General features: G+C 70.1%; 14 protein-coding genes and 1 tRNA gene. 10 read left to right on the plus strand and 5 right to left on the minus strand.

The window, feature by feature from the left end:
• Window positions 1-131 precede the first annotated feature (131 nt).
• The 8 genes from gspD (at window position 132) to ppx (ending at window position 9,452) form a co-directional block, all read left to right on the plus strand.
• On the plus strand, window positions 132-2,546 hold the full coding sequence (gspD, locus tag ACE3OG_RS09705; protein ID WP_374308033.1) for a type II secretion system secretin GspD: 2,415 nt from the start codon (window positions 132-134) through the stop codon (window positions 2,544-2,546).
• Window positions 2,543-3,127: a prepilin peptidase gene (locus ACE3OG_RS09710; protein ID WP_374308035.1), complete on the plus strand. Its 585-nt coding sequence runs from the start codon at window positions 2,543-2,545 to the stop codon at window positions 3,125-3,127. The genes gspD and ACE3OG_RS09710 overlap by 4 nt, the downstream gene beginning before the upstream one ends.
• Window positions 3,124-3,645 (plus strand): tetratricopeptide repeat protein, encoded by a 522-nt coding sequence (locus tag ACE3OG_RS09715; RefSeq protein ID WP_374308037.1) that lies wholly within the window; start codon window positions 3,124-3,126, stop codon window positions 3,643-3,645. The genes ACE3OG_RS09710 and ACE3OG_RS09715 overlap by 4 nt, the downstream gene beginning before the upstream one ends.
• Window positions 3,646-3,700: 55 nt before the next feature.
• Window positions 3,701-3,774: transfer RNA gene (locus ACE3OG_RS09720), tRNA-Gly, on the plus strand.
• 84 nt (window positions 3,775-3,858) lie between these two features.
• The gene (locus tag ACE3OG_RS09725) at window positions 3,859-4,926 is read left to right on the plus strand and encodes an enoyl-CoA hydratase/isomerase family protein (RefSeq protein WP_374308040.1); all 1,068 of its coding nucleotides are present in this window, start codon (window positions 3,859-3,861) and stop codon (window positions 4,924-4,926) included.
• Complete coding sequence (locus tag ACE3OG_RS09730) at window positions 4,923-5,390, plus strand: DUF6163 family protein (RefSeq protein WP_374308042.1); 468 nt, start codon at window positions 4,923-4,925, stop codon at window positions 5,388-5,390. The genes ACE3OG_RS09725 and ACE3OG_RS09730 overlap by 4 nt, the downstream gene beginning before the upstream one ends.
• Window positions 5,391-5,560: 170 nt before the next feature.
• Complete coding sequence (locus ACE3OG_RS09735) at window positions 5,561-7,957, plus strand: RNA degradosome polyphosphate kinase (RefSeq protein WP_374308044.1); 2,397 nt, start codon at window positions 5,561-5,563, stop codon at window positions 7,955-7,957.
• On the plus strand, window positions 7,896-9,452 hold the full coding sequence (gene ppx / locus ACE3OG_RS09740; RefSeq protein ID WP_374308046.1) for an exopolyphosphatase: 1,557 nt from the start codon (window positions 7,896-7,898) through the stop codon (window positions 9,450-9,452). Before ACE3OG_RS09735 ends, ppx begins: the two co-directional genes overlap by 62 nt.
• A 5-nt stretch (window positions 9,453-9,457) precedes the next feature.
• Here ppx and rnd read toward each other — a convergent pair whose 3' ends face one another.
• Complete coding sequence (gene rnd / locus ACE3OG_RS09745; protein ID WP_374308048.1) at window positions 9,458-10,639, minus strand: ribonuclease D; 1,182 nt, start codon at window positions 10,637-10,639, stop codon at window positions 9,458-9,460.
• A gap of 163 nt (window positions 10,640-10,802) precedes the next feature.
• On the opposite strand from rnd, the gene aspS reads away from it, so the two are divergent.
• Window positions 10,803-12,611 carry an aspartate--tRNA ligase gene (gene aspS / locus ACE3OG_RS09750; protein ID WP_374308049.1) on the plus strand — a complete coding sequence of 603 codons (1,809 nt, stop codon included), beginning with the start codon at window positions 10,803-10,805 and terminating at the stop codon, window positions 12,609-12,611.
• A gap of 211 nt (window positions 12,612-12,822) precedes the next feature.
• On the plus strand, window positions 12,823-16,188 hold the full coding sequence (locus ACE3OG_RS09755; protein ID WP_374308051.1) for a DUF2126 domain-containing protein: 3,366 nt from the start codon (window positions 12,823-12,825) through the stop codon (window positions 16,186-16,188).
• A 30-nt stretch (window positions 16,189-16,218) separates the two neighbouring features.
• Here the strand turns inward: ACE3OG_RS09755 and glgX are convergent, their stop codons facing one another.
• The 4 genes from glgX to glgC are packed head-to-tail and all read right to left on the minus strand — an operon-like array spanning window position 16,219 to window position 24,845.
• The gene (glgX, locus tag ACE3OG_RS09760; protein WP_374308053.1) at window positions 16,219-20,472 is read right to left on the minus strand and encodes a glycogen debranching protein GlgX; all 4,254 of its coding nucleotides are present in this window, start codon (window positions 20,470-20,472) and stop codon (window positions 16,219-16,221) included.
• Window positions 20,473-20,481: 9 nt separating this feature from the next.
• A complete protein-coding gene (locus tag ACE3OG_RS09765) occupies window positions 20,482-22,110 on the minus strand; it encodes an alpha-D-glucose phosphate-specific phosphoglucomutase (RefSeq protein WP_374308138.1) in 1,629 nt (542 codons plus the stop codon).
• A complete protein-coding gene (gene glgA / locus ACE3OG_RS09770) occupies window positions 22,110-23,585 on the minus strand; it encodes a glycogen synthase GlgA (protein ID WP_374308055.1) in 1,476 nt (491 codons plus the stop codon). The genes ACE3OG_RS09765 and glgA overlap by 1 nt, the downstream gene beginning before the upstream one ends.
• 6 nt (window positions 23,586-23,591) lie before the next feature.
• Window positions 23,592-24,845, minus strand: a complete 1,254-nt coding sequence (glgC, locus tag ACE3OG_RS09775; RefSeq protein WP_374308057.1) for a glucose-1-phosphate adenylyltransferase — start codon at window positions 24,843-24,845, stop codon at window positions 23,592-23,594.
• Window positions 24,846-24,863 lie beyond the last annotated feature (18 nt).

A 24,863-nucleotide genomic window follows, 5' to 3' on the forward strand; every position in this document is an offset into this window, starting at 1 on the left:
CCTTGACCTCTTCCGCGGCGACGGCGAGATTATGACATCCTATCAGGACAGGTCGTTTTCCGCTAAGCGTTCAGGGGTTCGCCTCGCGTCATGGCTTCCCGCCCGGCCGGGCCTTTAATTGAGTGGTGTGCTTGTTCAACGTCGAAGGCCGCGTTCTTTCGCCTCCGCCGCGCCGCGCCGCGGCCGGAGCGCGGCTTTGCGCGCTCGCGCTCGGCCTCCTGACCCTCGCCGCCTGCTCGTCCCAGACCTACTGGACCGGAGGCGGCAACGACGCGCCCGACGCCGTCGACAAGATTCGCGGCGTCGACCTGCAGCCGCGCTTCCCCAAGCAGACCGGGACCGTCAACACCGGCACCGGCGGCGACCGGCCGCAGCTCTATTACGGCAGCGCTTCGCCGGACGCCGGCGCGCCGGGCGGCGGCTCCGGCGGCGGCGGCGGCGGCGTGGGAGGCGCCGAGGGCGTCGACCTCAACTTCGACAACGCCCCGATCGCCTCGGTCGCCAAGGTCATTCTCGGCGACGTGCTCGGCGTCGGCTACGCCGTCGATCCCCGCGTGCAGGGCACGATCACCCTGTCCTCCGGCCGGCCGGTGCCGAAGTCGCAGCTCATCTTCGTGCTCGAAAGCGCGCTGCGCACCAGCAACTCCGTTCTGGTCAAGGATTCCGGGGGCTATCGCATCATCCCGATCGACGACGCCGTCGGCAACGGCGGCGTCGACCGCGCGCCCCATCTCGAGCCCGGCTACGGCGTGACCGTGGTTCCGCTGCGCCACGTCTCCGCGGGCAACGTCTCCAAGCTGCTCGAGGGCTTCGCCACGCGGCCCGGCGCGATCCGCGCCGATCCGGGCGGCAATCTGATGGTCGTCGTCGGCACCAGCGTCGAGCGCCAGACCGCGGCGGACACGATCCTGAGCTTCGACCAGGACTGGATGCGCGGCCAGTCGGTCGGCATCATTCCGGTGCGTAACACGACGCCCGAGCCGGTCGTCGCCGAGCTCGAGAAGATCCTCGATTCGGGCGAGGCCGGAATGAGCCAGAACATGGTGAAGTTCCAGGCGATCACCCGCTCCAACGCCATCCTCGTCGTGGCCAAGAAGCCCGAGCTGCTGCGCGCCGCGTCGGCCTGGATCTCCCGGCTCGACGGCTCCTCGGCGGCGAGCACGGGCGTCAAGGTCTATCGCGTGCGCTACGGCGACGCCCGCCAGATCGCCAAGCTACTCAGTGACCTGTTCACGGGCGGCGGCGGCGGGACCGACACGGCGGCGAACCAGCTGGCGCCGGGCGCTGGCGGAATGTCGGCGACCGACCGGCTGACCGGCGGCGGATCGGGATCGTCGATGGGGGCGAACTCCGGCTCCTCGTCCGGCTTCGGCTCGTCCTCCTCCTCGGGCCTTGGCTCTTCGTCCTCCGGCCTTGGCGCAAATTCCGGCTCGTCCTCATCCTCAGGTTTCGGCGGCCAGAGCCAGAGCCCGTTCGGAACGCTCGGAAACGCGGCGGGCGGCGGCGACGCGAACAAGGAGGGCGGGCTCGGCGGCACGAACGCCGCGCAGGCCGGCGGCGGCTCCGGCGGATCGCGCGGCCCCGTGCTGCTTCCGGGCGTGCGGATCATGGCCGACACGGTCAACAACTCCGTGGTGATCTACGCCAATCCGAGCAGCTATCGGGTGATCGAGAAGGCGCTCGAGCAGCTCGACCGGCCGAAGCTGCAGGTGGCGGTCGACCTCACCATCGCCGAGGTCACGCTCAACGACACGCTGAGCTACGGCGTGCAGTTCTTCCTCGGCTCGAGCAACCTCGGGCTCGGCGCGAACAACGGCTTCATCACCAACACGGCCTCGGGCGTGCCGCTGGCGCAGACCTCGGGGACCGGCGGCACGACGCCGGGATTCAACCTCACCATCGGCAACGCGCTGAGCCCGCGCGCCATCATCAACGCGCTGCACCAGTACACCGACGTCAAGGTGCTCTCGAACCCGTCGCTCGTCGTCGTCGACAACCAGGTCGCGACGCTGCAGGTCGGCGACGAAATCCCGATCCAGACCGGCTCGGCGACCGTGCTCTCGGCCAACAACGCCGTCGTGAACACGATCGACTACAAGAACACCGGCATCATCCTGCGCGTGCAGCCGCGCGTGAACTTCAACGGCAACGTGTCGCTCGACGTCGAGCAGGAGATCAGCAACCAGGCCGGCACCTCGACGCTCGGGCCGACCTTCTCGCAGCGCAAGGTCAAGAGCTCGATCCTCGTCGCGAGCGGCCAGACGGTGCTGCTCGCCGGCCTCATCAGCGACGGCGTCAACGGCACGCGCGCCGGCATTCCCGGCGCCGACCAGATTCCCGTGCTCGGCAACATCTTCACCAACAGCGCGAACCGTCTCGTCGGCCGCACCGAGCTCATCATCTTCATCCGGCCGCAGATCATCCGCGACGGCGTCGACGCCTCCTTCGTCGCCGAGGAGCTGCGCTCGAAGATGCGCGGCGACAAGGTCGGCGGCGTCTATCCGACCGGCGCGGTGCTGCCGACGCCGCCGCGGGCGTTGCAATGAGGCCGGCCGCCGCGACGCCTCTTCCGCCGACCGGCGCGGCGCGGGCGATCGCGCTCGCCGCCTGCGGCTGCGCCGTCGTCGCGGCGAGCCTCGCCGTCGCGCCCGGCGCTTCGGGCTGGTTCGCCGCCGCGCTCGGCCTTCTCGCGCTCGCCGTCGCCGACGTCGACGCACGCTCTTTCATCATTCCTGACGCGCTCAATCTCGCGCTCGCCGCGCTCGGCCTCGCCGCCGCCGCGACGACGCCCGAGGCGGGCTCCGCGATCGTTTCCGCCCTCGCGCGCGGCGGCGCGCTCTTCCTCGTCTTCTACGGCGTGCGGGCGGCCTATTTCCGCTGGCGCGGGCGCGAGGGGCTCGGCCTTGGCGACGTCAAGCTCGCGGGCGTCGCCGGCCTCTGGCTCGACTGGAGCTTCGCCCCGTTCGCCGTCGAGCTCGCCGCGCTCGCCGCGCTCCTTTCCTGCGCCATCCTGCATTTTTCCGGACGCCGCTCGTTCGAGGGCGGCGCGCGCCTGCCATTCGGCGCCTTCTTCGCGCCGGCGATCTGGGCGGTCTTTCTGGCGCAGGCGGCGATCGGAGGCCCATGAGCGTCGCAAGGATGCTTTTCTGCGCCCTCGTCGCGCTCGCCGTCTCGCTCGCCGGCGCGCCGGGCGTCTTCGCGCAGTCGCTTCAGGCGGGGATGAACGCGGCCGCGGCGCGCAACTACGTCAGGGCCGCGGAAATCTTCCTGCCGCTCGCCGCCGCGGGCGACGCGCGCGCGCAGGCCTATCTCGGCTTCATGTATCAGCGCGGACAGGGCGTGCCGCAGAATTACGTGGTGTCGGCGGCCTGGTACCGTTGCTCGGCCAATCAGGGCTTCGCCAACGCGCAGTATCAGCTCGGCCTCATGTACGACAAAGGGCAGGGCGTGCCGCAGGATTACATCATGGCCTATGTCTGGCTGAACCTCGCCGTGGCCGGAGCGGGGCCGGAGCGCGAGCAATGGGTCAGGGTGCGCGACGCCGTGCTGTCGAAGCTCACGCTCCTCGAGCGCCAGACGGCGCAGCTTCTCGCCTTCTCGCAGCCGCCGAGACAGCCCTGCCTGCCGATCCAGACGGGCCTTTGACTCGGGCTCGGCGTTTCGCGTAAGACGGATTCGCGCCAGAGGCGCGGAACGCCTCGCGGGTGTAGCTCAATGGTAGAGCAGCAGCCTTCCAAGCTGAATACGAGGGTTCGATTCCCTTCACCCGCTCCAGCGCTCTTCCCGTTGTAGCCGGGCCGGCCGCGTCGCGCCCCGCAGCCTTTCGCAACCCGGGTCGCGCCGGCTGGAGCAACCGCCATGAGCGAAAGCGAGATCGTCACCGAAATTCGCGGCGCCTGCGCGCTCGCCACGCTCAACCGGCCGAAGGCGCTCAACGCGCTGTCGCACGGCATGATCAAGGCGCTCGACGCGGCCCTGTCGCAGTGGGAGGCTGATCCCTCGATCGCCTGCGTCGCCCTGCGCGGCGCGACGGCGCGCGCCTTCTGCGCCGGCGCCGACATCCGCGCCCTCTACGAGCTTGGCCGCGCCGGCGCGGCCGCGTCGGGCCGGATCGCGCAGCTCGCCTATTTCCGCGACGAATATCGCCTCGACCGCAAGATCGCCCGCTTCTCCAAGCCCGTCGTCGCGCTCGTCGAAGGCGTCGTCATGGGCGGCGGCGCGGGGCTTGCGGTCAACGCGCGCCATTGCGTCGCCGGCGACGCCGTCGTCTTCGCCATGCCCGAGACGGGCATCGGCTTCTTTCCCGACGTCGGGGCGACGCGCTTCCTTTCGCGGCTGCCGGGCGCTCTCGGCCCCTATCTCGCCTTGACCGGGGCGCGCATCGCGACCGGCGACATGACGGCGTTGGGGCTCGCCGGCGCGCATGTGGCGAGCGCGCGCCATGAGGCGCTGATCGAGCGGCTCGGCGCGGGAGAGGCGCCGGCGGCGGCGATCGCGGCGGAGGCCGATCCGGCGCCGCCCTCTGCGCTCCTTGAAGAGCGGGCGGTGGTCGACCGCTGCTTTTCGGCGGGCTCGGTGGTCGAGATCGCCGACCGGCTCGCCGCCGATCCTTCGGATTTCGCGCGCGCCGCGCTTTCGACGCTCGAGTCGCGGTCGCCGACGAGCCTCGCCGTCGCCTTTCGCCAGATGCGCGCAGGGGCGGGCCTGTCGATCGAGGCGGCGCTCGCGCTCGAGTTCCGCATCGTTGCGCGCATCCTCGCCGGCCATGACTATTACGAGGGCGTGCGCGCGGTCATCGTCGACAAGGACCAGTCGCCCCATTGGCGCCCGGCGGAGCTCGACGGGCCGGGCGAAGCGGACGTCGAGGCCTATTTCGCTCCGCTCGACGAGGAGCTGACCTTTCCGGCGCCGGCGCCCGCGTGTTGAGCCGCTTCGCCGACGATCCTCGTCCCCGGGAGGCGCCCGCCGCCGCAGGCGACCCCATCCGCCTCGGCGCAATGGCCGACGACGGGCGCTCGCCGTGGGGATTCGCGCTCGTCGTCTTCATGCGCGCGCTCGCCGTTCTGTGGGTGTTTCAGGGCCTTGGCCGCTGGGTCGCCATCCTCGCCCCCGCGCAACCGCTCATCGACGGGATGGACGGCCCGCATGCGGCGGCGGCGGCGTCCTTCGCCGTGCTGGACCTCATCGCCGCCGTCGGCCTGTGGCTCGCCACGCCCTGGGGCGGCGTGATCTGGCTGTTCAGCGCCATCGCCCAGATCGCCGCGTCCTTTTATCTCCCCGACGTCTCCGCGCGATTCTGGCTGGTCGGCGACGTTGCGCTGATCGCGGCCTATTTTCTGCTCACCTGGCGCGCCGGCCGCCCGCGCGAGGCCGCCTCCGCCGGTAATTGAGCGGGATTCCTTTACAACCCCGGGCGCGCTGCGCACTCTTGCAGCCGTCGAGCCGGTGTTGAAGGCTCTCTGTCGCGTCAATGTCATCAAGACGCGGGAGACATGCGGCGAAAGCCACGCGGGAGACGGGCGCGCGGCGCGCGTTCGTCTTGGTTGGAAAGGATGCGCAGATGACCTCGGAAGCGGAAGGATCCTCGACGCAGGAACGGCGCGCGCGCGAGCCGGGCCGGCCGACGCGCGGCAGGTCGTCCCGCGCGCGCGAGGCGGACGTCGCGCCCGAGCCGACCGAGGCTTTCCGCCTGATCGAGCCGGAGGAGGGCGAAGCCGAGGTCGAGATCGTCGCGGAGCCCGATTTCGCGACCGCCGCCGCCCTCGCCGACGAGGCCGGCCCTGCGCCGCTGCCGGAGCGCGTCGTCGACGAGACGACGCACGACGCCCACATCCATCTGACGCCGCATCGGTTCGTCAATCGCGAACTTTCCTGGCTCGAGTTCAACTGGCGCGTGCTTCAGGAGGCCTCGAATCGCCACCATCCGCTGCTCGAGCAGCTGCGGTTCGTCGCGATCTCGGCGACCAACCTCGACGAATTCTTCATGGTCCGCGTCGCCGGCCTGCGCGGACAGGTGCGCGAGGGCGTCATGGCGCCGTCCGAGGACGGGCTCGTGCCGACGCAGCAGCTCGCGCGCATTCGCGAGCGCGTCAGCCTGCTGGCCGTGGAGCAGCAGCGCCGCTGGCGCGAGCTGCGCGGCGAACTCGCCGAGGCCGGCGTCGTCCTGACCGACCCGGGCGAGCTCGACGGGCCCGACAAGGCGTTTCTCGCGCAATACTTCCTCAACCATCTCTTCCCGGTGCTGACGCCGCTCGCCATCGACCCGGCTCATCCGTTCCCCTTCATCCCGAACTTCGGCCTCAGCGTCGCGCTCGAGCTCGTCGGGACGGACAAGAAGATCTCCAAGGCGCTGATCCGCCTGCCGGCGAAGATCCAGCGCTTCGTGCGCCTGCCGCCGCACGAATGCCGCCCCGGCCAGCGCTTCCTCGCGCTCGAGCATCTCATCGCCATGTTCACGGGAAAGCTCTTTCCGGGCTACGGCGTGCGCGGCGCCGGCCTGTTCCGCGTCGTGCGCGACAGCGACCTCGAGGTGGAGGAGGAGGCCGAGGACCTCGTCCTCCTGTTCGAGACGGCGCTCAAGCGCCGGCGCCTCGGCTCGGTGATCCGGCTCGAGTTCGACAGCCAGACGCCGGAGGAGCTGCGCGCTTTCGTCGAGGAGGAGCTCGACGTCGAGCCGGAGGAGGTGTCCGTCGTCGACGGCATGCTCGCCCTGTCCGACCTCTCCGAGATCGTCGGGCTCGACCGGCCGGAGCTGAAGTTCAAGCCCTACAATCCGCGTTTCCCGGAGCGTCTGCGCGACAACGGCGGCGACTGCTTCGCGGCGATCAAGCAGAAGGACCTCGTCGTCCACCACCCTTACGAATCCTTCGACGTGGTGGTGCAGTTCCTCAACCAGGCGGCCGCGGACCCGAACGTGGTGGCGATCAAGCAGACGCTCTACCGCACCTCCTCGGACAGTCCGATCGTGCGCGCGCTGATCGACGCCGCGGAAGCCGGCAAGTCGGTCACCGCCCTCGTCGAGCTCAAGGCGCGCTTCGACGAGGCGGCCAACATCCGCTGGGCGCGCGACCTCGAGCGCGCCGGCGTGCAGGTGGTGTTCGGCTTCATCGAGCTCAAGACCCACGCCAAGCTGTCGATGGTGGTGCGGCGCGAGGCCGGATCGCTCGCCACCTACTGCCACGTCGGGACCGGCAACTACCATCCGATCACCGCGAAAATCTACACCGACATCTCCTTCTTCACCGCCGACCCGGCGATCGGCCGCGACGTCTCGCGCATCTTCAACTACATCACCGGCTACGCCGAGCCCGAGGGGCTGGAGCTGATGTCGGTCTCCCCCATCTCGCTGAAGGCGCAGCTTCTGGAGCACATCGAGGAGGAGATCGCCTTCGCGAAAGAAGGAAAGCCGGCGGCGATCTGGGCCAAGTGCAATTCGCTCGTCCATCCCGAGATCATCGACGCATTCTACAAGGCGAGCCAGGCCGGCGTCTCGATCGACCTCGTCGTGCGCGGCATCTGCTGCCTGCGCCCCGGCGTGCCGGGCCTTTCCGACAACATCAGGGTGAAGTCGATCATCGGCCGCTTCCTCGAGCACGCGCGCATCTACGCCTTCGGCGCCGGCCACGGGCTGCCGCATGCCAAGGCCAGGGTCTACATATCCTCGGCCGACCTCATGCAGCGCAATCTCGACCGCCGGGTGGAGGCGCTCGCGCCGATCCTCAACCCGACGGTGCACGAGCAGGTGCTCGACCAGATCATGGTCGCCAACCTGATCGACAACCAGCAGAGCTACAGGGTCTTGCCTGACGGCTCCTCCTCGCGCATCCAGGCGCCGGCGGGCGTCGAGCCGTTCAACGCCCATTCCTACTTCATGACCAACCCGAGTCTGTCCGGCCGTGGAAAATCACTCAAGACCTCCAGCCCCAAGACTCTCTACAAGCGGCTGGAGGGACGCTGAACGAAGCGCGGGCGCGGCGCCGATCGCCATCGTCGACATCGGCTCGAACTCGGTTCGCCTCGTCGCCTACGAGGGCCTCGGCCGCGCCCCGCGCCAGATCTTCAACGAGAAATCGCTCTGCGCGCTCGGCCACGGCGTCGCGCTGACCGGGCTCCTGCCGGACGACGGCATGGCGAAAGCGCTCGCCGCGCTGCGCCGTTTCCGCGTCCTGTGCTCGATCCTCGGCGTCGGCCAGCTTCATGTTCTCGCCACCGCCGCGGCGCGCGACGCGAGGAACGGCGCGGCCTTCCTCGAAGCCGCCACGCAGGCGATCGGCCACGAGATCTCGCTGATCTCGGGCCAGCGCGAGGCGGAGCTCTCCGCCCATGGCGTCGTCTCCAGCTTCCACCGCCCGGACGGGGTCGTCGGCGACCTGGGGGGCGGCTCGCTGGAGCTCATCGACGTGAAGGGCGCTCAGCTCGCCACGGGCGTCAGCCTGCCGCTCGGCGGCCTTACATTGATCGACGCCTCGAAGCAGTCGCCGCGGGCGGCGGCCAAGATCGCGCGCGAGGCGCTGAGCGACTGCCGCGTCATGGATCGGCTCGCCGGGCGCACGTTCTACGCGGTGGGCGGCACGTGGCGCGCCATCGCCAAGCTGCATATGCGCCAGCGCAACTATCCGCTCGCCGTCATGCACGGCTACGCCATTCCGGCGCAGGACGCCGCCGACTTCGCCTCGGTGCTGACGCGGGTCGCCACCGAGACGCTGCTCGGGATCGAGGCGGTCAACGCGCAGCGCCGGCCGCTGCTGCCCTATGGCGCGGCGGTCATCGCCGAGATCATCCGGCGGGCGAAGCCGAAGGAGATCATGATCTCGAGCGCCGGCGTGCGGGAAGGGCTGCTCTATGAGATGCTCGACGCGCATGAGCGGCGCGTCGATCCGCTGCTCAGCGCCGCGGCGGACGCGAACCTTCTGTTCTCCCGCGCGCCGCGCCACGCCGAGGACCTCTGCGACTGGACCGACCAGTTCATGCGGACCTCGCATCTCGACGAGCTGCCGGAGGAGCGGCGGCTGCGTCACGCCGCCTGCCTGCTCGCCGACGTGAACTGGCGCGCCCATCCCGACTACCGGGCGGAGGAGAGCGTCAACCTCGTCGAGAACTCCTCGCTCACCGGCGTCGACCACGCCGGCCGCGCCTTCCTGGCGCTCACCATGGCCTATCGCTATCTCGGCCTCGACGACGACGAGGTGAGCCCGCAGATTCGCGCGCTCGCCTCGGCGCGAATGCTCGATCGCGCCCGCATCGTCGCCGCCGCGATGCGCCTCGCCTATGTCGCCTCGGGCGCGATGCCGGACGTCCTGCCGCGCGCGCCGCTTATATGTTCGAAGGAGAAGGTGGTGCTGACGCTGGGACGTGAACTCGCCGAGCTCGCCAGCGACCGGCTCTACAACCGCGTCAAGCAGCTCGCCCGGCTGATCGGGCGCGAGGCGGAGATCGCCGTCGCGCCGCTCTGACCGCGTCAGCTCGGCGCCCGCTCTCCGGGCTCCTCGGCGTCGCGCCATTCGAGCAGGGTCACGCGGCCGTTCTCGACGGTCAGGGCGAGGCGGCCGTGCTTGAGCTCCAGCGCCTTGAGGCCGAACAGCTCGCGCCGCCAGCCGCTGAGCGCTTGCGTCGGCGCCGAATCGTCGGCGGCGATCGCCTCGAGGTCCTCGACCGTGGCGATCATCTTGGCGGCGACGCCGTGGCCCTCGCTCACCTGCCGCAGCAGCACCTTGAGAAGCTCGACGGTCGCGCCGTTGCCGCCGTTCCTGCGGTCGCGGTCGAGCTTCGGCAGGCTCTTCTGATCTCGCGCGAGGCCGCGCTCGACCGCGGCGAGGATGTCGGCGCCGGCCCGCGAGCGCTCCATGCCGCGCGGGAACGCGCGCAGGTTGCCGAGCGCCTCGACGCCGCGCGGCGCGGCGAGCGCGACCTCGACGAGCACGTCGTCCTTGAGGACGCGCGAGCGCGGCACGTCGCGCGCCTGCGCCTCCGCCTCGCGCCAGGCGGCGACCTCCATCAGAACGGCGAGGTCGCGCGGCTTGCGCACCCGCCCGCGCAGCCGCTCCCAGGCGTTGTCGGGATGCTGCTCATAGGTCGCGGGCGAGGTGAGCAGCGCCATTTCGTCGTCGAGCCAGCCGAGCCGGCCGCTCTGGGCGAGCTTGCCGCGCAGGAACTGGTAGATGTCGCGCAGATGCGTCACGTCGGCGATGGCGTAGTCGATCTGCGCCGGCAGCAGCGGGCGGCGCGCCCAGTCGGTGAAGCGCGAGGATTTGTCGAGCGAGACGCGGCACACGGTCTGGGTCAGGTCGCCGTAGGAAACCTGGTCGCCGAAGCCGCACACCATGGCGGCGACCTGGGTGTCGAACAGGGGCGCGGGAATTAACTTCGCGAGATGCCAGATGATCTCGAGGTCCTGCCGCGCGGCGTGGAAGACCTTGACGACGTCAGGGTCGGCCATCAGCGCGAAGAAAGGCGCGAGGTCGAGCCCCTCGGCCATCACGTCGACCGCCGCCGCCTCCTCGGGAGAGGCGAGCTGGACGACGCAGAGCTTCGGCCAGAAGGTCGTCTCGCGCAGGAACTCGGTGTCGACGGTGACGTAGGGATGGGCGGAAAGGCGCAGGCACAGCTCGGCGAGCGCCTGCGTCGTCGTGATCACGTTCATGAAGTCCTCAATAGAGCAAACCGGCGCCGCGAGCTACCGACGCCGCGGCGCAAGGCGCCGAAACCTTGACTTGGACTGTCCGCCGTGCCCTTACCGGCCATCTTTCGACGGCCCGTCTCCCGAAAGCCGCATTCCCGAAGGCCAGAGTTCTGAAAGACCTGTCATGACGCACCGCTACCGCACCCACAGCTGCGGCGACCTCCGCCTTTCCGACGCCGGCTCGAGCGTGCGGCTTTCCGGCTGGTGCCACCGCATCCGCGACCATGGCGGCGTGCTGTTCATCGACCTGCGCGACCACTACGGCCTGACCCAATGCGTCGTCGATCCCGATTCTCCGGCCTTCTCCATGGCCGAGACGCTGCGCTCCGAATGGGTCGTGCGCGTCGACGGGGCCGTGCGCGCGCGCCCGGCCGGCACCGAGAACCCGGAGATGCCGACCGGCCTCGTCGAGCTCTACGTCGCCGAGATCGAGGTTCTGGGCCCCGCCGCCGAGCTGCCCTTGCCGGTGTTCGGCGACCAGAGCTACCCGGAAGAGACGCGCCTGCGCTACCGCTTCCTCGACCTGCGCCGCGAGAAGCTGCACAGGAACATCATGCTGCGCGGCCGCGTCGTCGATTCGCTGCGCGCGCGGATGAAGGCGGAAGGCTTCTTCGAGTTCCAGACGCCGATCCTGACCGCCTCGAGCCCGGAGGGCGCGCGCGACTTCCTCGTGCCCTCGCGGCTGCATCCCGGAAAATTCTATGCGCTGCCGCAGGCGCCGCAGCAGTTCAAGCAGCTGCTGATGACGGCGGGCTTCGACCGCTATTTCCAGATCGCGCCGTGCTTTCGCGACGAGGACCTGCGCGCCGACCGCAGCCTTGAATTCTACCAGCTCGACATCGAGATGAGCTTCGTCACGCAGGACGACGTCTTCGCCGTCGTCGAGCCGGTGCTGCGCGGCGTCTTCGAGGAGTTCGGCGAAGGCGCGCCGGTCACGCAGGAATTCCCGCGCATCCCCTACGCCGAGGCGATGCTGAAATACGGCTCGGACAAGCCCGACCTGCGCAATCCGCTCGTCATCGCCGACGTGAGCGAGGTCTTCGCGCGCGAGGACGTGAACTTCAACGCCTTCAAGAAGGCGGTGGCGCAGGGAGCCGTGGTGCGCGCCATTCCCGCGCCGGGCGCGTCGGCCCAGCCACGCAGCTTCTTCGACAAGCTCAACGACTGGGCGCGGTCGGAAGGCGCGGCGGGGCTCGGCTATGTCATCTTCGAGGGCGAAGGCGCCGAGCCCGTCGGCAAGGGGCCGATCGCCAAGTTCATTCCCGCCGAGGCGCAGAAGCTCATCGCCAGGGCCGCCGGCGTCGGCCCGGGCGACGCGGTGTTCTTCGCCTGCGACCGCGCCGACAGGGCGGCGAAGCTCGCAGGGCAGGCGCGCGTGCGCATCGGCAATGAGCTCGGGCTCTCGAAGACGAACGTCTTCGAGTTCTGCTGGATCGTCGACTTTCCGATGTATGAGTGGAACGAGGAGGAGAAGAAGATCGACTTCTCCCACAACCCGTTCTCGATGCCCAATTACGACTTTGACGCCTTCCTCGCGCTCGATCCCGCCGATGCCGAAAAGATTTTGTCGATCAACGCCTTCCAGTACGACGTCGTGTGCAATGGCTTCGAGCTGTCGTCGGGCGCGATCAGGAACCACCGTCCCGACGTGATGCGCAAGGCCTTCGCGCTCGCGGGCTATGACGAGAGCGTGCTGGAGCAGAAATTCTCCGGCCTCTACCGCGCCTTCCAGTACGGCGCGCCGCCGCACGGAGGCATCGCGCCGGGCGTCGACCGCATCGTTATGCTGCTCGCGGGGGAGGAGAACCTGCGCGAGATCGTCGCTTTCCCGATGAACCAGCGCGGCGAGGACCTTCTGCTCGGCGCGCCTTCGAGCGTCACGCCGAAGCAGCTGCGCGAGCTGTCGATCAGGGTCAATCTTCCGGAAAAATAGCGGGCGGCGCGGCCAGGCGGCCGGGCGTAAAATTCTCGGCGATCCGCCGCGACTTTGGCGCGCCGCTGGGCAAACATTGGGCGTTTTGCTTCCGGCCGCCCTTCCTACCGGGGTGGTCCGCGGATTGCTATAAAACCGCAAGCTTTGTCGGCGGCTTGAGCCTGCGCGGACGCGGGGGCGGCTTCGTCCGGCGGAACGCGGGTTCGCAGCATTGTCCATTTCCGCCGCCATCCACCATCTCACGCATTACAAGTACGATCGCCCCGTCTCGCTCGGCCCGCAGATCGTGCGCCTGCGCCCGGCGCCGCACTGCCGCACCAGGATCCTCAATTACAGCCTCAAGGTCTCGCCGCCCGACCATTTCGTGAACTGGCAGCAGGACCCGCACAACAACTGGCAGGCGCGCTTCGTCTTTCCCGAGAAGGTCCGCGAGTTCAAGGTCGAGGTCGACCTCACCGTCGACCTGTCGGTGGTCAATCCGTTCGACTTCTTCATCGAGCCCTACGCCGAGCATTTTCCGTTCGCCTATGAGCCCGAGCTCAAGGAGGATCTGTCGCCTTACCTCACGCCCGAGCCGCTCGGGCCGCGTCTTGCGGCCTACATGGACGGCCTGCCGCGCGAGCGGGTGCATATCGTCAACTTCCTCGTCGACCTCAACATCAATCTCTCCAGGGCGATCAACTATGTGATCCGCCTCGAACCCGGCGTGCAGACGCCGGAGGAGACGCTCGGCCTCGCCTCGGGCTCGTGCCGCGATTCGGCCTGGCTGCTCGTGCAGATCCTGCGCAACCTCGGCCTCGCCGCCCGCTTCGTGTCGGGCTACCTCATCCAGCTCAAGGCCGACGTCGAGCCCGTCGACGGGCCGAAAGGCGCGCAGGCCGACTTCACCGACCTGCACGCCTGGGCCGAGGTCTATCTGCCGGGCGCCGGCTGGATCGGCATGGACGCGACCTCCGGCATGTTCTGCGCGGAAGGGCATATCCCTGTCTCGGCGACCCCGCATTACGCCACCGCCGCGCCGATCTCCGGGGGCGTCGAGATGGGCGCCGAGGTCGAGTTCATCTACGACATGAATGTGACGCGCGTCGCCGAGAAGCCGCGCATCACCATGCCCTTCTCGGAGGAGGCCTGGGAGCGGCTCGACGCGCTCGGCGAGCAGGTCGATCAGGATCTGAAGCGCCAGGACGTGCGGCTCACCATGGGCGGCGAGCCGACCTTCGTCTCGATCGACGATTTCGAAGCCCCGGAGTGGAACACGGCCGCGGTCGGGCCGACCAAGCGCTCCTTCGCCGACGCGCTGATCCGGCGCATCCGCTCGCGCGTCGCCCCTGGCGGGCTGCTGCATTACGGGCAGGGCAAATGGTATCCCGGCGAGACGCTGCCGCGCTGGGGCTTCTCGCTCTACTGGCGCAAGGACGGCCAGCCGATCTGGCGCGACCCGCAGCTCATCGACGCCGTCGGCCGCACCACGGCGCCGGAGCAGGAGGAGGCGCCCGAAAAGGCGCATGTCGCCTTCACCGATCGGCAGCGCGAGACGGCGGAGAAGATCGCCAGGGGCGTCGCCGGCTTCCTCGGCGTCGGCGAGGAATGCGTGCTGCCGGCCTATGAGGACCCGGCCGTCTGGCTCGTCAAGGAAGGAAGCCTGCCGGACAACGTCGATCCGCTCGACCCGAAGATCGAGGACCCGGAGGAGCGCAACCGCATGATCCGCGCCTTCGCGCGCGGCCTCGCCAGGCCGACCGGCTATGTGCTGCCGGTGCAGCGCTGGAACTCGCCGGCGCTCTCGTCCGGCCGCGGCTGGCTCAGCGAGAAATGGCGCCTGCGCCGCGGCGAGCTTTTCCTCGTGCCGGGCGATTCGCCGGTCGGCTACCGTCTGCCGCTGGGCTCGCTGCCCTATGTCGCGCCGGCGAATTATCCTCATGTCACGCCGCAGGACCCGCTCGAGGAGCGCGCGCCGCTGCCCGACGCCGAGGTGATCCGCGACCGGCTGAAGCTTTACGAGCGGCGCGAGGCGCCGCCGACGCCGCGCCAGACGATCGTCGAGCAGACGCCGATCGAAGGCTCGGTGCGCACGGCCCTGAGCGTCGAGCCGCGCGACGGCGTGATCTGCGTGTTCATGCCGCCGGTCCACGCGCTCGAGGACTATCTCGACCTCGTCGCGGCGGTCGAATCGGCGGCCGAGGGGCTGAAGACGCCGGTCCATATCGAGGGCTATCCGCCGCCCTACGACCCACGCCTCGAAGTCGTCAAGGTGACGCCCGACCCCGGCGTCATCGAGGTCAACATCCAGCCCGCCGCCAGCTGGCGCGAGGCGGTCGAAACCACCAAGGGCCTCTATGAGGACGCGCGCCAGTGCCGCCTCGGCGCCGACAAGTTCATGACCGACGGGCGCCATGCCGGCACCGGCGGCGGCAACCACGTCGTCGTCGGCGGCGCGAGCCCGCAGAATTCGCCCTTCCTGCGCCGCCCGGACCTTTTGAAGAGCCTCGTCCTCTACTGGCAGCGCCACCCGAGCCTGTCCTACCTGTTCTCGGGCCTGTTCATCGGCCCGACGAGCCAGGCGCCGCGCGTCGACGAGGCGCGCCACGACGGGCTCTACGAGCTCGAGATCGCGCTCGCCAACACGCCGGGCCCCGACGGCGCGATCCCGCTGTGGCTGATCGACCGGCTCTACCGCAACCTGCTGATCGACGTCACCGGCAACACGCACCGCGCCGAGATCTGCATCGACAAGCTTTATTCGCCGGATGGGCCGACGGGTCGCCTCGGCCTCGTCGAATTCCGCGGCTTCGAGATGCCGCCGGACGCGCGCATGAGCCTCGCCCAGCAACTGCTGCTGCGCGCGTTGGTCGCCTGGTTCTGGCGCGAGCCGCAACAGGGCGCGCTCGTGCGCTGGGGGACGACGCTGCACGACCGCTTCATGCTGCCGCATCATGTCTGGGCCGATTTCCTCGGCGTGCTCGCCGACCTCAATCGCGCCGGCTACGCCTTCGATTCCGCATGGTACGAGGCGCAGTGGGAATTCCGCTTCCCCTTCTACGGCGAGATCGAGCACAAGGGGGTGAAGCTCGAGCTGCGGCAGGCGCTGGAGCCCTGGCACGTCATGGGCGAGACCGGCGCGATCGGCGGCACGGTGCGCTTCGTCGATTCCTCGATCGAGCGGCTGCAGGTCAAATGCGAGGGATTCGTCGAGGGGCGGCACGTCATCGCCTGCAACGGGCGGCGCATGCCGATGACGGCGACCGAGGTCGGCGGCGAGGCGGTCGCCGGCGTGCGCTTCAAGGCGTGGCAGGCGGCGATCGGCATGCACCCGACCGTGCCGGTCCATGCGCCGCTGACCTTCGACATCGTCGACGAATGGGCCGGGCGCTCGATCGGCGGCTGCGTCTACCACGTCGCCCATCCGGGCGGGCGCAATTACGAGACCTTCCCGGTCAACAGCTATGAGGCGGAGGCGCGCCGCCTCGCGCGCTTCGACGCCTTCGGCCATACGCCCGGGCCGATGCGCGCGCCGGCCAGGGAGCGCAACGCCGAGTTCCCGCTGACCCTAGACCTGCGCCGGCCGAGCTGGATCTGACGCCGCCCCGGCGCGCCTCGCGCGCGCCGGTTACGTCGACGCGCCGCCGCGCCAGCGGCGGATCGCGCCGAGGATCGCCTGCGCCGAGGGCAGGGCGAACATCGTCTCGACCGGCGTCATGATCTTGCGCCGCCAGTTCGGCCGCTCGCGGTCGGTGCCGGGCAGATTGACCGGCGCTGTCTCGAGCGTCAGGTCGTCGGTCTGCGCCAGCATCAGCGCGGCCTTCGAGCGCGCGACGAAGCCGTGGATGGCGGCGGCCTCGGCCGCGCCCAGCGCCGTATCGGGCGCCGTCGCTAGGGCGAGCTCGTGATCTTCCGCGAGCGCCGCGCCGAGCGCCCGCTTCTCGGCCTCGCGCTCGGCGCGGGCGCCTGCGTCATCGTCGAGGAGCCCGAGCGCCGCGGCCTCGTCGAGATCCGCGCCGCTCCACCAGCCAGCGAGCGGCGGCAGGTCGTGCGTCGCGACGCAAGCGGCGGAAAGGGCCGGATAGCAGGACGGCGCGATGAAGCCGCCGTCCCCGCGCCGCTCGAAGCGCATGACGCGATAGGAGAGAAAATTCGCGGCCGACAGCGCGTCGCGCAGGCCCTCGGGCACGGTGCCGAGGTCCTCGCCGACGACGGCCGCGCGCGCCCGCCCGCTCTCGATCGCGACCTGGCCGACGAGCGCCTCGAAGGGTTGGTTCAGATAGGCGCCGTCGCGCCCGTCCGCGCCGGAGGGCACGAGGAAGAGGCGGCGCAGCCCGAGCGCATGGTCGATACGCAGCACGCCGGCGTAGGCCATATTGGCGGCGATCAGCCGCCCATAGCTGCGGAAGCCGTCCTGCGCCAGCGCGCGCGGATCGAACGGCGGCAGGCCCCACACCTGGCCGCGCGGCCCGAGCGGATCGGGCGGCGCGCCGATCGAGACGCCCTGCATCAGCCGGCTCATCTCGGAGAAGGCTTCGGCCCCGTCCGGCGCGCAGCCGACCGCGAGGTCGCGATAGAAGCCGAGCCTCAGCCCCGCGGCCTCTCCCGCCTTCGCGGCCGCGGCGAACTGCCGATCGGCGAGGAATTGCAGGAATTTGGCGCGGTCGACCTCTTCCTCGTGGGCGCGCTCGAACGCCTCGAGCCCCGCCGCGTGCGGCGTCGCAAGCTCGGGCGGAAAGCTGCGCAGCGTCGCGCCATAAAAGCGCTCCAACGCCTGAAACAGCGCGAAGCGGCGCAGGCTCTCGCCGCCGACGACGAGGAAGCGTTCATACTCCAGCGCGAGAACGTCGTTGGGCGAGGCGAGGCGGCGCGCGCGGAACGCCGCGTGCGCGACGTCGAACAGCTTCTCCTTCAGCGCGCTGACCGCGCCATAGTCGACGAAGGGCGTCTGCGAGAGCGCGCGCGCCTGCGGCGCGGCCCGCTCGAGGGCGGCGCGCACGGAATGCGTCAAAAGCTCGGGCGGCAGATCGTAGAGGTCGACGGCGAGCGGTTCGAGGAAGCGGCGGTCGGAGGGATGGTACGGGCTCGCCCGCTCGGGATCGTGCGGGTAGAGCGCGTGCAGCGGGTTCATCCCGACGACGAGCGCGCCGGCGCGTCCGGCCTCCTGCGCGAGCAGCCGCAGGCTGGTGAAATCGCCGATCCCCTGGTCGCCGCTCCAGCCGCCGCCGTTTCCGTCCCGGCGCAGCCCGTAGACCTGCGCGGCGAGGCCGAAGACGCCGCCGGCTTCGAGCTCGGGCGGCAGGAAGGCGGAGCGCGGCGCGATGGAGAGATGGCCGACGAGGTCAGGGGCCGCGTCGCACAGGACTTCATGGCGCCCGATCGGGAGCTCGGGAAGCGGAATGTCGCGCACGAGCGCGCGCCGCCCGTCCGGAGCTATGGTCTCGCGCCGTTCGCCGAGATCGGGCGGAACGACGACCTGCGGCGTCGAGCCGTCCTCGCAGGCGATCGACAGGGCGAAGGGCCGCGCCGCGTCGGCGAGGGCGCCGCCAAGCCGCAACGTCTGCGCGTCGCCGCGCCGCAGCGTCGTCGCGACGGGAAGCGGGCGAAAGGCGCCTTCCTGCGACAGCTCGCCGAGACGGCCGAGCGCCTCGCCGGTGGAGCGCGCGCCGAGGCTGAGGCTTTCGAGCAGTGCGCGCTTCGTCTCCGCGGAGACCACGGTGCGGCGTCCGACGACGTCGTGCCAGTCGAGCGCGATTCCCGCCGCGGCGGCGAGACGGTCGAGGACGCGGTCGTCGACGCCGACGCTCCGCGCGGCGGCCTCGACGCTCTCGGTCAGGATGACGACGCTGCGCGGGGGCAGCGTCAGAACCTGGTCGCCCGGCGCGCCGCAGGCGTCGGGGTCGGCCGAATGCGCGCCGATCGTCCAGCCCCGCCCGACGCGCGGAAAGGGAAGCCGCATCTCGACCGGAGCGTGGGCGCGGTTGACGAGGACGGCGACGCGGCTGGCCGCGCGCGAAGAATCGCCCCGATCGTAGAAGACGGCCGTCAGCGCGTCGCCCGCCTCCTCGTCCCATTGCGCCGGCGTCAGCGGCTCGCCGGAGGGGCCGAGCCATTCGACGTCCGGCGCGCCCGAGGCGTCGATCGGGCGCCCCTGAAGCGGCGTCTCGGCGGTCAGCGCGCCCTCGCGCAGGCGCAGGCGCACGAGGCGGGCGGTGAAGTCGATCAGCTCCTCGTCGGCGCCCGTCCAGTCGACGTAGGCGAGCGCGTTGTCCTGCGCGTAGGCGTTGTTGTTGCCCTTCTGCGTGCGGCCGAGCTCGTCGCCCATGGTCAGCATCGGAACGCCCCGGCAGGCGAAAAGCGTCGCCAGCAGGGCGCGCGCGTCGCCCCTGCGCCGCGCCAGAACGGCGGCGTCCTCCGTCTCGCCGTCGACGCCGCAGCTCCAGGAGAAATTCTCGTCCGTCCCGTCGCGGTTGTTCTCGCCGTTCGCCTCGTTGCGCTTGTGCGAATAAGAGACGAGGTCGCGCAGCGTGAAGCCGTCGTGCGCGGCGACGTAGTTGACCGAGCGCGACAGCGGGCGCTGGCGCGGGGCGAAGATTTCCGCCGAGCCCGCGAGCCTTGCTGCGAGCGCGCCGAGCCGGCGCGGATCGCCGCGCCAGAAGCGGCGGATGTCGTCGCGGCTCCTGTCGTTCCATTCGCCCCAGGAGGCGGGAAATTCGCCGAGCTGGTAGCCGCCCCAGCCGATGTCCCAAGGCTCGGCGACATGGATGAGGTCGCGCAGCAGCGGGTCCTGCGTCGCCGCCGCCAGAAACGGGTGGGTCGGCGAAAAGCCGTCAGCGCCTCGCGCGAGGACGCTCGCGAGGTCGTAGCGGAAGCCGTCGAAGCCGCCGAGTTCGGCCGCCGTGCGCAGGCAGTCGAGGGCGAGGCGCAGCGGCTGCGGCCGCTCGAGCGCCAGCACGTTGCCGCATCCCGCCTGATTCTGGTAGAGCGCCGGCGCCTGCGGCTCGAGGCGGTAGTAGAGCGAATTGTCGAGGCCGCGCAGCGACAGGGTGGGGCCAAGGTGGTCGCTCTCGCCGCTGTGGTTCAGCACCACGTCGAGCAGAACGACGATTCCCTCGGCCTGAAGCGCCTCGACGGCGCGGCGCACCTCCGGCCAGCCGCCGGGGGCGAGGCGCGGGTCCGGCGCGAGCCAGGCGACCGGATTGTAGCCCCAGTAGTTGGAGAGGCCGAGCGGCGGCAGATGGCGCTCGTCGACGAAGGCGTGAATCGGCAGAAGCTCGACCGCGGTGACGCCGAGCCGCTTCAGATGGGCGAGCGCGGCCGGATGGGCGAGGCCGGCGAAGGTTCCACGCAGCTCGGCGGGAACCTCCGGGTGAAGCGCCGTGAAGCCGCGCACATGCATTTCGTAGATGACGAGGTCGCGCCACGCGACGGACCGGCGGCGCCGGGGGGCGGCGGCCGGCCTCGCGCGCGCGATCGCCTTCGGCATGAAGGGCGCGCTGTCGGCGCGATCCTCGGCCGCGCCATGGATGCGCGCGTCGAACAGCGCGGCGTTGAGCCTGAAAGGCCGGTCGAGCTCCAGCGCGAAAGGGTCGAGCAGCAGCTTGTCGAAATTGAAGCGCAGCCCCTTCTCGGGCTCGAACGGTCCTTGCGCGCGGAAGCCGTAGCGCGCGCCCTCGCCAAGTCCCGCGACATGGCCGTGGAACACGTCGCCGATGCGGCCGGGCAGGCGCAGGCGCTCGATCTCGTGGATCTCGTCGTCGAACAGGCAGACGAAGAGCGCCTCGGCCGCGCTCGAGACGACGGCGAAATTGACGCCGCCGTCGCGCGGAAACGCGCCGAGCGGCTCCGGCGAGCCGGGCGTGATCGAAAGGATCGCGGCCAAGCGGGCGGCTCAGGTGACGACGGACGGGGCCTTGCGGCCGGTGAAGCGGGCGATTCCGGCGAGCTCCTGCGACAGACGGGCGAGGTCGGCGAGCGCCTCCTGCGTCGTCATCTGCTGGCGCGCGGGATCGGGCTCGTAGCGCTCGATGTAGACGCGCAGCGTCGCGCCGGCGGTGCCGGTGCCCGACAGGCGGTAGACGATGCGTCCGCCGTCCTCGAAATGGACGCGGATTCCCTGCCGCGCCGAATCCGAGCCGTCGACCGGATCATGATAGGCGAAGTCGTCTGCGCCGGCGATCCGCAGCGCGCCGAAGGTCTCGCCCTTGAGGCCGGGCAGCGCGTCGCGCAGCGTCTGCATGAGCTCGTCGGCCCCCGCCGCCTCGACCTCCTCATAGTCATGACGGGCGTAATAATTGCGGCCGTGCTCGGCCCAGTGCTTCGTCACCACGGCGTCGACGCCTTCGCCGCGCGCGGCGAGGATGTTGAGCCACATCAGCACGGCCCACAGGCCGTCCTTCTCGCGCACATGGTCGGAGCCGGCGCCGGCGCTCTCCTCGCCGCAGATCGTCGCCATGCCGGCGTCGAGCAGGTTGCCGAAGAATTTCCAGCCCGTCGGCGTCTCGTAGAGCGCGACGCCGATCTTCTCCGCCACCTTGTCGGCGGCGCGGCTCGTCGGCATGGAGCGCGCGATTCCCTTGACGCCCGAGGCGTAGCCGGGCGCGAGATGGGCGTTGGCGGCGATGATCGCGAGACTGTCGGAGGGCGTCACGAAGCGTCCGCGGCCGATGACGAGGTTGCGGTCGCCGTCGCCGTCGGAGGCCGCGCACAGGTCCGGCCCGTCAGGCGACATGGCGAGGTCGAGCAGATGCTTCGCGTGGACGAGATTTGGGTCTGGATGGTGGCCGCCGAAGTCGGGCAGCGGCGTCGCGTTGAGCACCGATCCCGCCTGCGCGCCGAGCATGTCCTCGAAGATGCGCGAGGCGTAGGGGCCGGTGACCGCCGACATGGCGTCGAACTTCAGGCGGAAGCCTGACTTGAACAGCGCTCTTATGCGCTCGAAGTCGAACAGCTTTCGCATCAGCGCGGCGTAGTCGGCGACGGGGTCGATGATCTCGATGGTCTGCTCGCCGAGGCGCGTCGTCCCGAGCGCGTCGAGGTCGAAGTCCGGAGCCTTGAGGATGCGGTAGCTTGAAATTTCCTTCGTGCGCGCGAACACCGCCTCGGTCACCTTCTCGGGCGCCGGGCCGCCGTTGGCGACGTTGTATTTGACGCCGAAGTCGCCGTGCGGGCCGCCGGGATTATGGCTCGCGCTGAGGATGATTCCGCCGAAGGCGCCATATTGGCGGATGACGTTGGACGTCGCCGGCGTCGACAGGATTCCGCCCTGGCCGATCAGGACGCGGCCGAAGCCGTTGGCGAGCGCGATCTTGACGACGGTCTGGATGGCTTCGCGGTTGAAGAAGCGGCCGTCGCCGCCGACGACGAGCGTCGCGCCCTCGTAGCCTTCGAGGCAGTCGAAGATCGACTGCACGAAATTGGCGACGTAATGAGGCTGCTGGAAGACGGGCGTCTTCTTGCGCAGGCCGGAGGTTCCGGGCCTCTGCCCTTCGAAGGGAGCGGTTTCCACTGTTTCGACGATCATGTGCTTTGCGTCCGTATCTGGCCGCGCTCGCGCGCGAGGTCCCTGAACAGGCGAGCGTAGACGGCGGCGGGCCGGCGCCACGAGACGTCCGTCAACATGCCGTTCTGGATCGTGGCGTCCCACGCCTGCGGATCGTCCCACAGCCGCGCCGCGCGTTCGAGCGCCGAGGCCAGCATCTCGCGCGTCGTCGGCGAGAATTGCACGCCGGTCGCGACGCCCGCCGCGAGCGCCATCTCGTTGGCGTCGACGATGGTGTCGGCGAGGCCGCCGACGCGGGCGACGATCGGCAGCGCCCCATAGCGCAGCGCGCAGAGCTGGGTGAGGCCGCAGGGCTCGAAGCGGGAGGGAATGACGATGGCGTCGGCGCCGGCCTGGATGCGGTGCGCGGTCGCCTCGTCATAGCCGATGAGCGCGCCGACGCGGCCCGGGCGGGCCTCCGCGGCGGCGGCGAGACGCTGCTCGAGCGCCGGCTCCCCGGAGCCGAGCACGGCGAGCTGCGCGCCGAGGCGGTCGAGCAGGTCGAAGCTGTCGAACAGCAGGTCGAGCCCCTTCTGCCACGAGAGCCGGCTGACGACGCCGAGCAGCAGCGCGCCCGGGTCCGGCTCGAGGCCGAATTTCTCCTGCAGCGCCGCCTTGTTCGCGGGGCGCAGGCCGATCGAGTCGACATCGTAGGGCTGGACGATGAACGGGTCGTTCGCCGGGTCCCAGACGTCGGCGTCGACGCCGTTCAGAACGCCGCTGAGCACGTCGGCGCGCTGGCGCAGCAGGCCGTCGAGGCCCATGCCGTGCTCCGGCGTGCGGATTTCGGCGGCGTAGGTCGGCGAGACGGTGGTGATGCGGTCGGCGAGCGCCAGGGCGGCCTTGAGGAAGCCGATCATGCCGTAATATTCGACGCCCTCGATCGAGAAGGCCTGCGGCGGCAGGCCGAGGCCGGGCAGCAGCGCGGCCGGAAACTGTCCCTGGAAGGCGAGGTTGTGGACGGTGGCGACGACGCCCGGACGCCTGCGCCCGTCATAGCGCAGATAGGCCGCCGCCAGGCCCGACTGCCAGTCGTGCAGATGAACGACGTCCGGCGCGTAGCCGGCCGCTTCGCCGAAGGCGAGCTTTGCTCCGACCTGCGCCAGCGCGGCGAAGCGGAAAGGATTATCCTCGTAATCTCGCCCGTCGGGCCCGAGATAGGGATTGCCCGGCCGGTCGTAGAGATGCGGCGCGTCGAGCACGAAGAGATCGAGCCCGCCGGCCCGCCCGCGCAGCACGCGCGCCGGCGCGCCCATAAGGGGGGACGGAGCGAGGATCTCCTCGGCGCGCTCGAGCGCGCGCGTCACCGCCGGATAGCCGGGCAGCAGCGTCGTCGCCCTGACGCCCTCGCGCGCCAGCGCGCCGGGCAGCGCGCCCGCGACGTCGGCGAGGCCGCCCGTCTTGACGAGGGGGTACGCCTCCGAAACGATGGCGAGGGCTTCGACGTCGCTCATGCGCGCTCAGCGAATCCGGTCGATCATGGCCTGGGTGATCAGGCATACGCCTTTTTCGGTGCGCCTGAAACGCTGCGCGTCGAGCGCGTGGTCCTCGCCGACGACGAGGCCGCTCGGAATCTTGACGCCGCGATCGACGACGACGTCGCGCAGCCGCGTCGAGCGGCCGATCTCCACATAGGGCAGCACGACGGCGTTCTCGATGTCGCTGTAGGAGTTGACGCGCACGCCGGTGGAGAGCAGCGAGCGCTTGACGCAGGCGCCCGAGACGATGCATCCGCCCGAGACCACCGAAGAGATGGCGAGGCCGCGCCGCCCGTCCTCGTCGTGCACGAATTTGGCGGGCGGCGTCACGCCGCCTTCCGTCCAGATCGGCCAGTTGTTGTCGAACAGGTCAAGCTCCGGAACGATGTCGGTGAGGTCGATGCTCGCCTGCCAATAGGCGTCGACGGTGCCGACGTCGCGCCAGTAGGAGCCCTCTTCCTCGGTCGAGCGCACGCAGGAATCGGCGAAATGATGCGCGACAGCCAGCCCATTCCTGACGATGTAGGGAATGATGTCCTTGCCGAAGTCGCGCGACGAGCCGGGGTCGGCGGCGTCGCGCTCGAGAAGGGAGAACAGGAAGTTCGTCTCGAACACATAGATGCCCATCGAGGCCAGCGCGACGTCGGGCTTGCCTGGCATGGCCGGGGGGTCCTTCGGCTTCTCGATGAAGTCGAGGATCCGGTTGTTCTCGTCGACATGCATGACGCCGAAGCCGCTCGCCTCCTCGCGCGGCACCTCGAGGCACCCTACCGTGACGTCGGCGCCCTGATCGGCGTGCTGCTGCAGCATCACCTCGTAGTCCATCTTGTAGATATGGTCGCCGGCGAGGATGACCATGTATTTCGGCCCGCGGTCGCGGATGATGTCGATGTTCTGGAACACGGCGTCGGCGGTTCCTGCGTACCACTGATCCTCGGAGACGCGCTGGCTCGCCGGCATGATGTCGAAGAATTCGTTGCCGCTGGTCCTGAAGAAATTCCACGCGCGCGTGAGATGGCCGATCAGGCTGTGCGCCTTGTACTGCGTGGCGACGCCGACGCGGCGGATCCCCGAGTTCAGCGCGTTCGACAGGGCGAAGTCGATGATGCGCATCTTGCCGCCGAAATAGACCGCGGGCTTCGCCCTGCGGTCGGTCAGTTCGAGCAGGCGGCTGCCGCGTCCTCCTGCGAGCACGAAGGCCATGGCCTGTCGTCCGATGGGAGCGCTGGTTCTCATCTTCGGTCCTTTGAACGC

The organism is Methylocella sp., from assembly GCF_041905455.1.
Classification (GTDB): Bacteria; Pseudomonadota; Alphaproteobacteria; order Rhizobiales; family Beijerinckiaceae; genus Methylocapsa.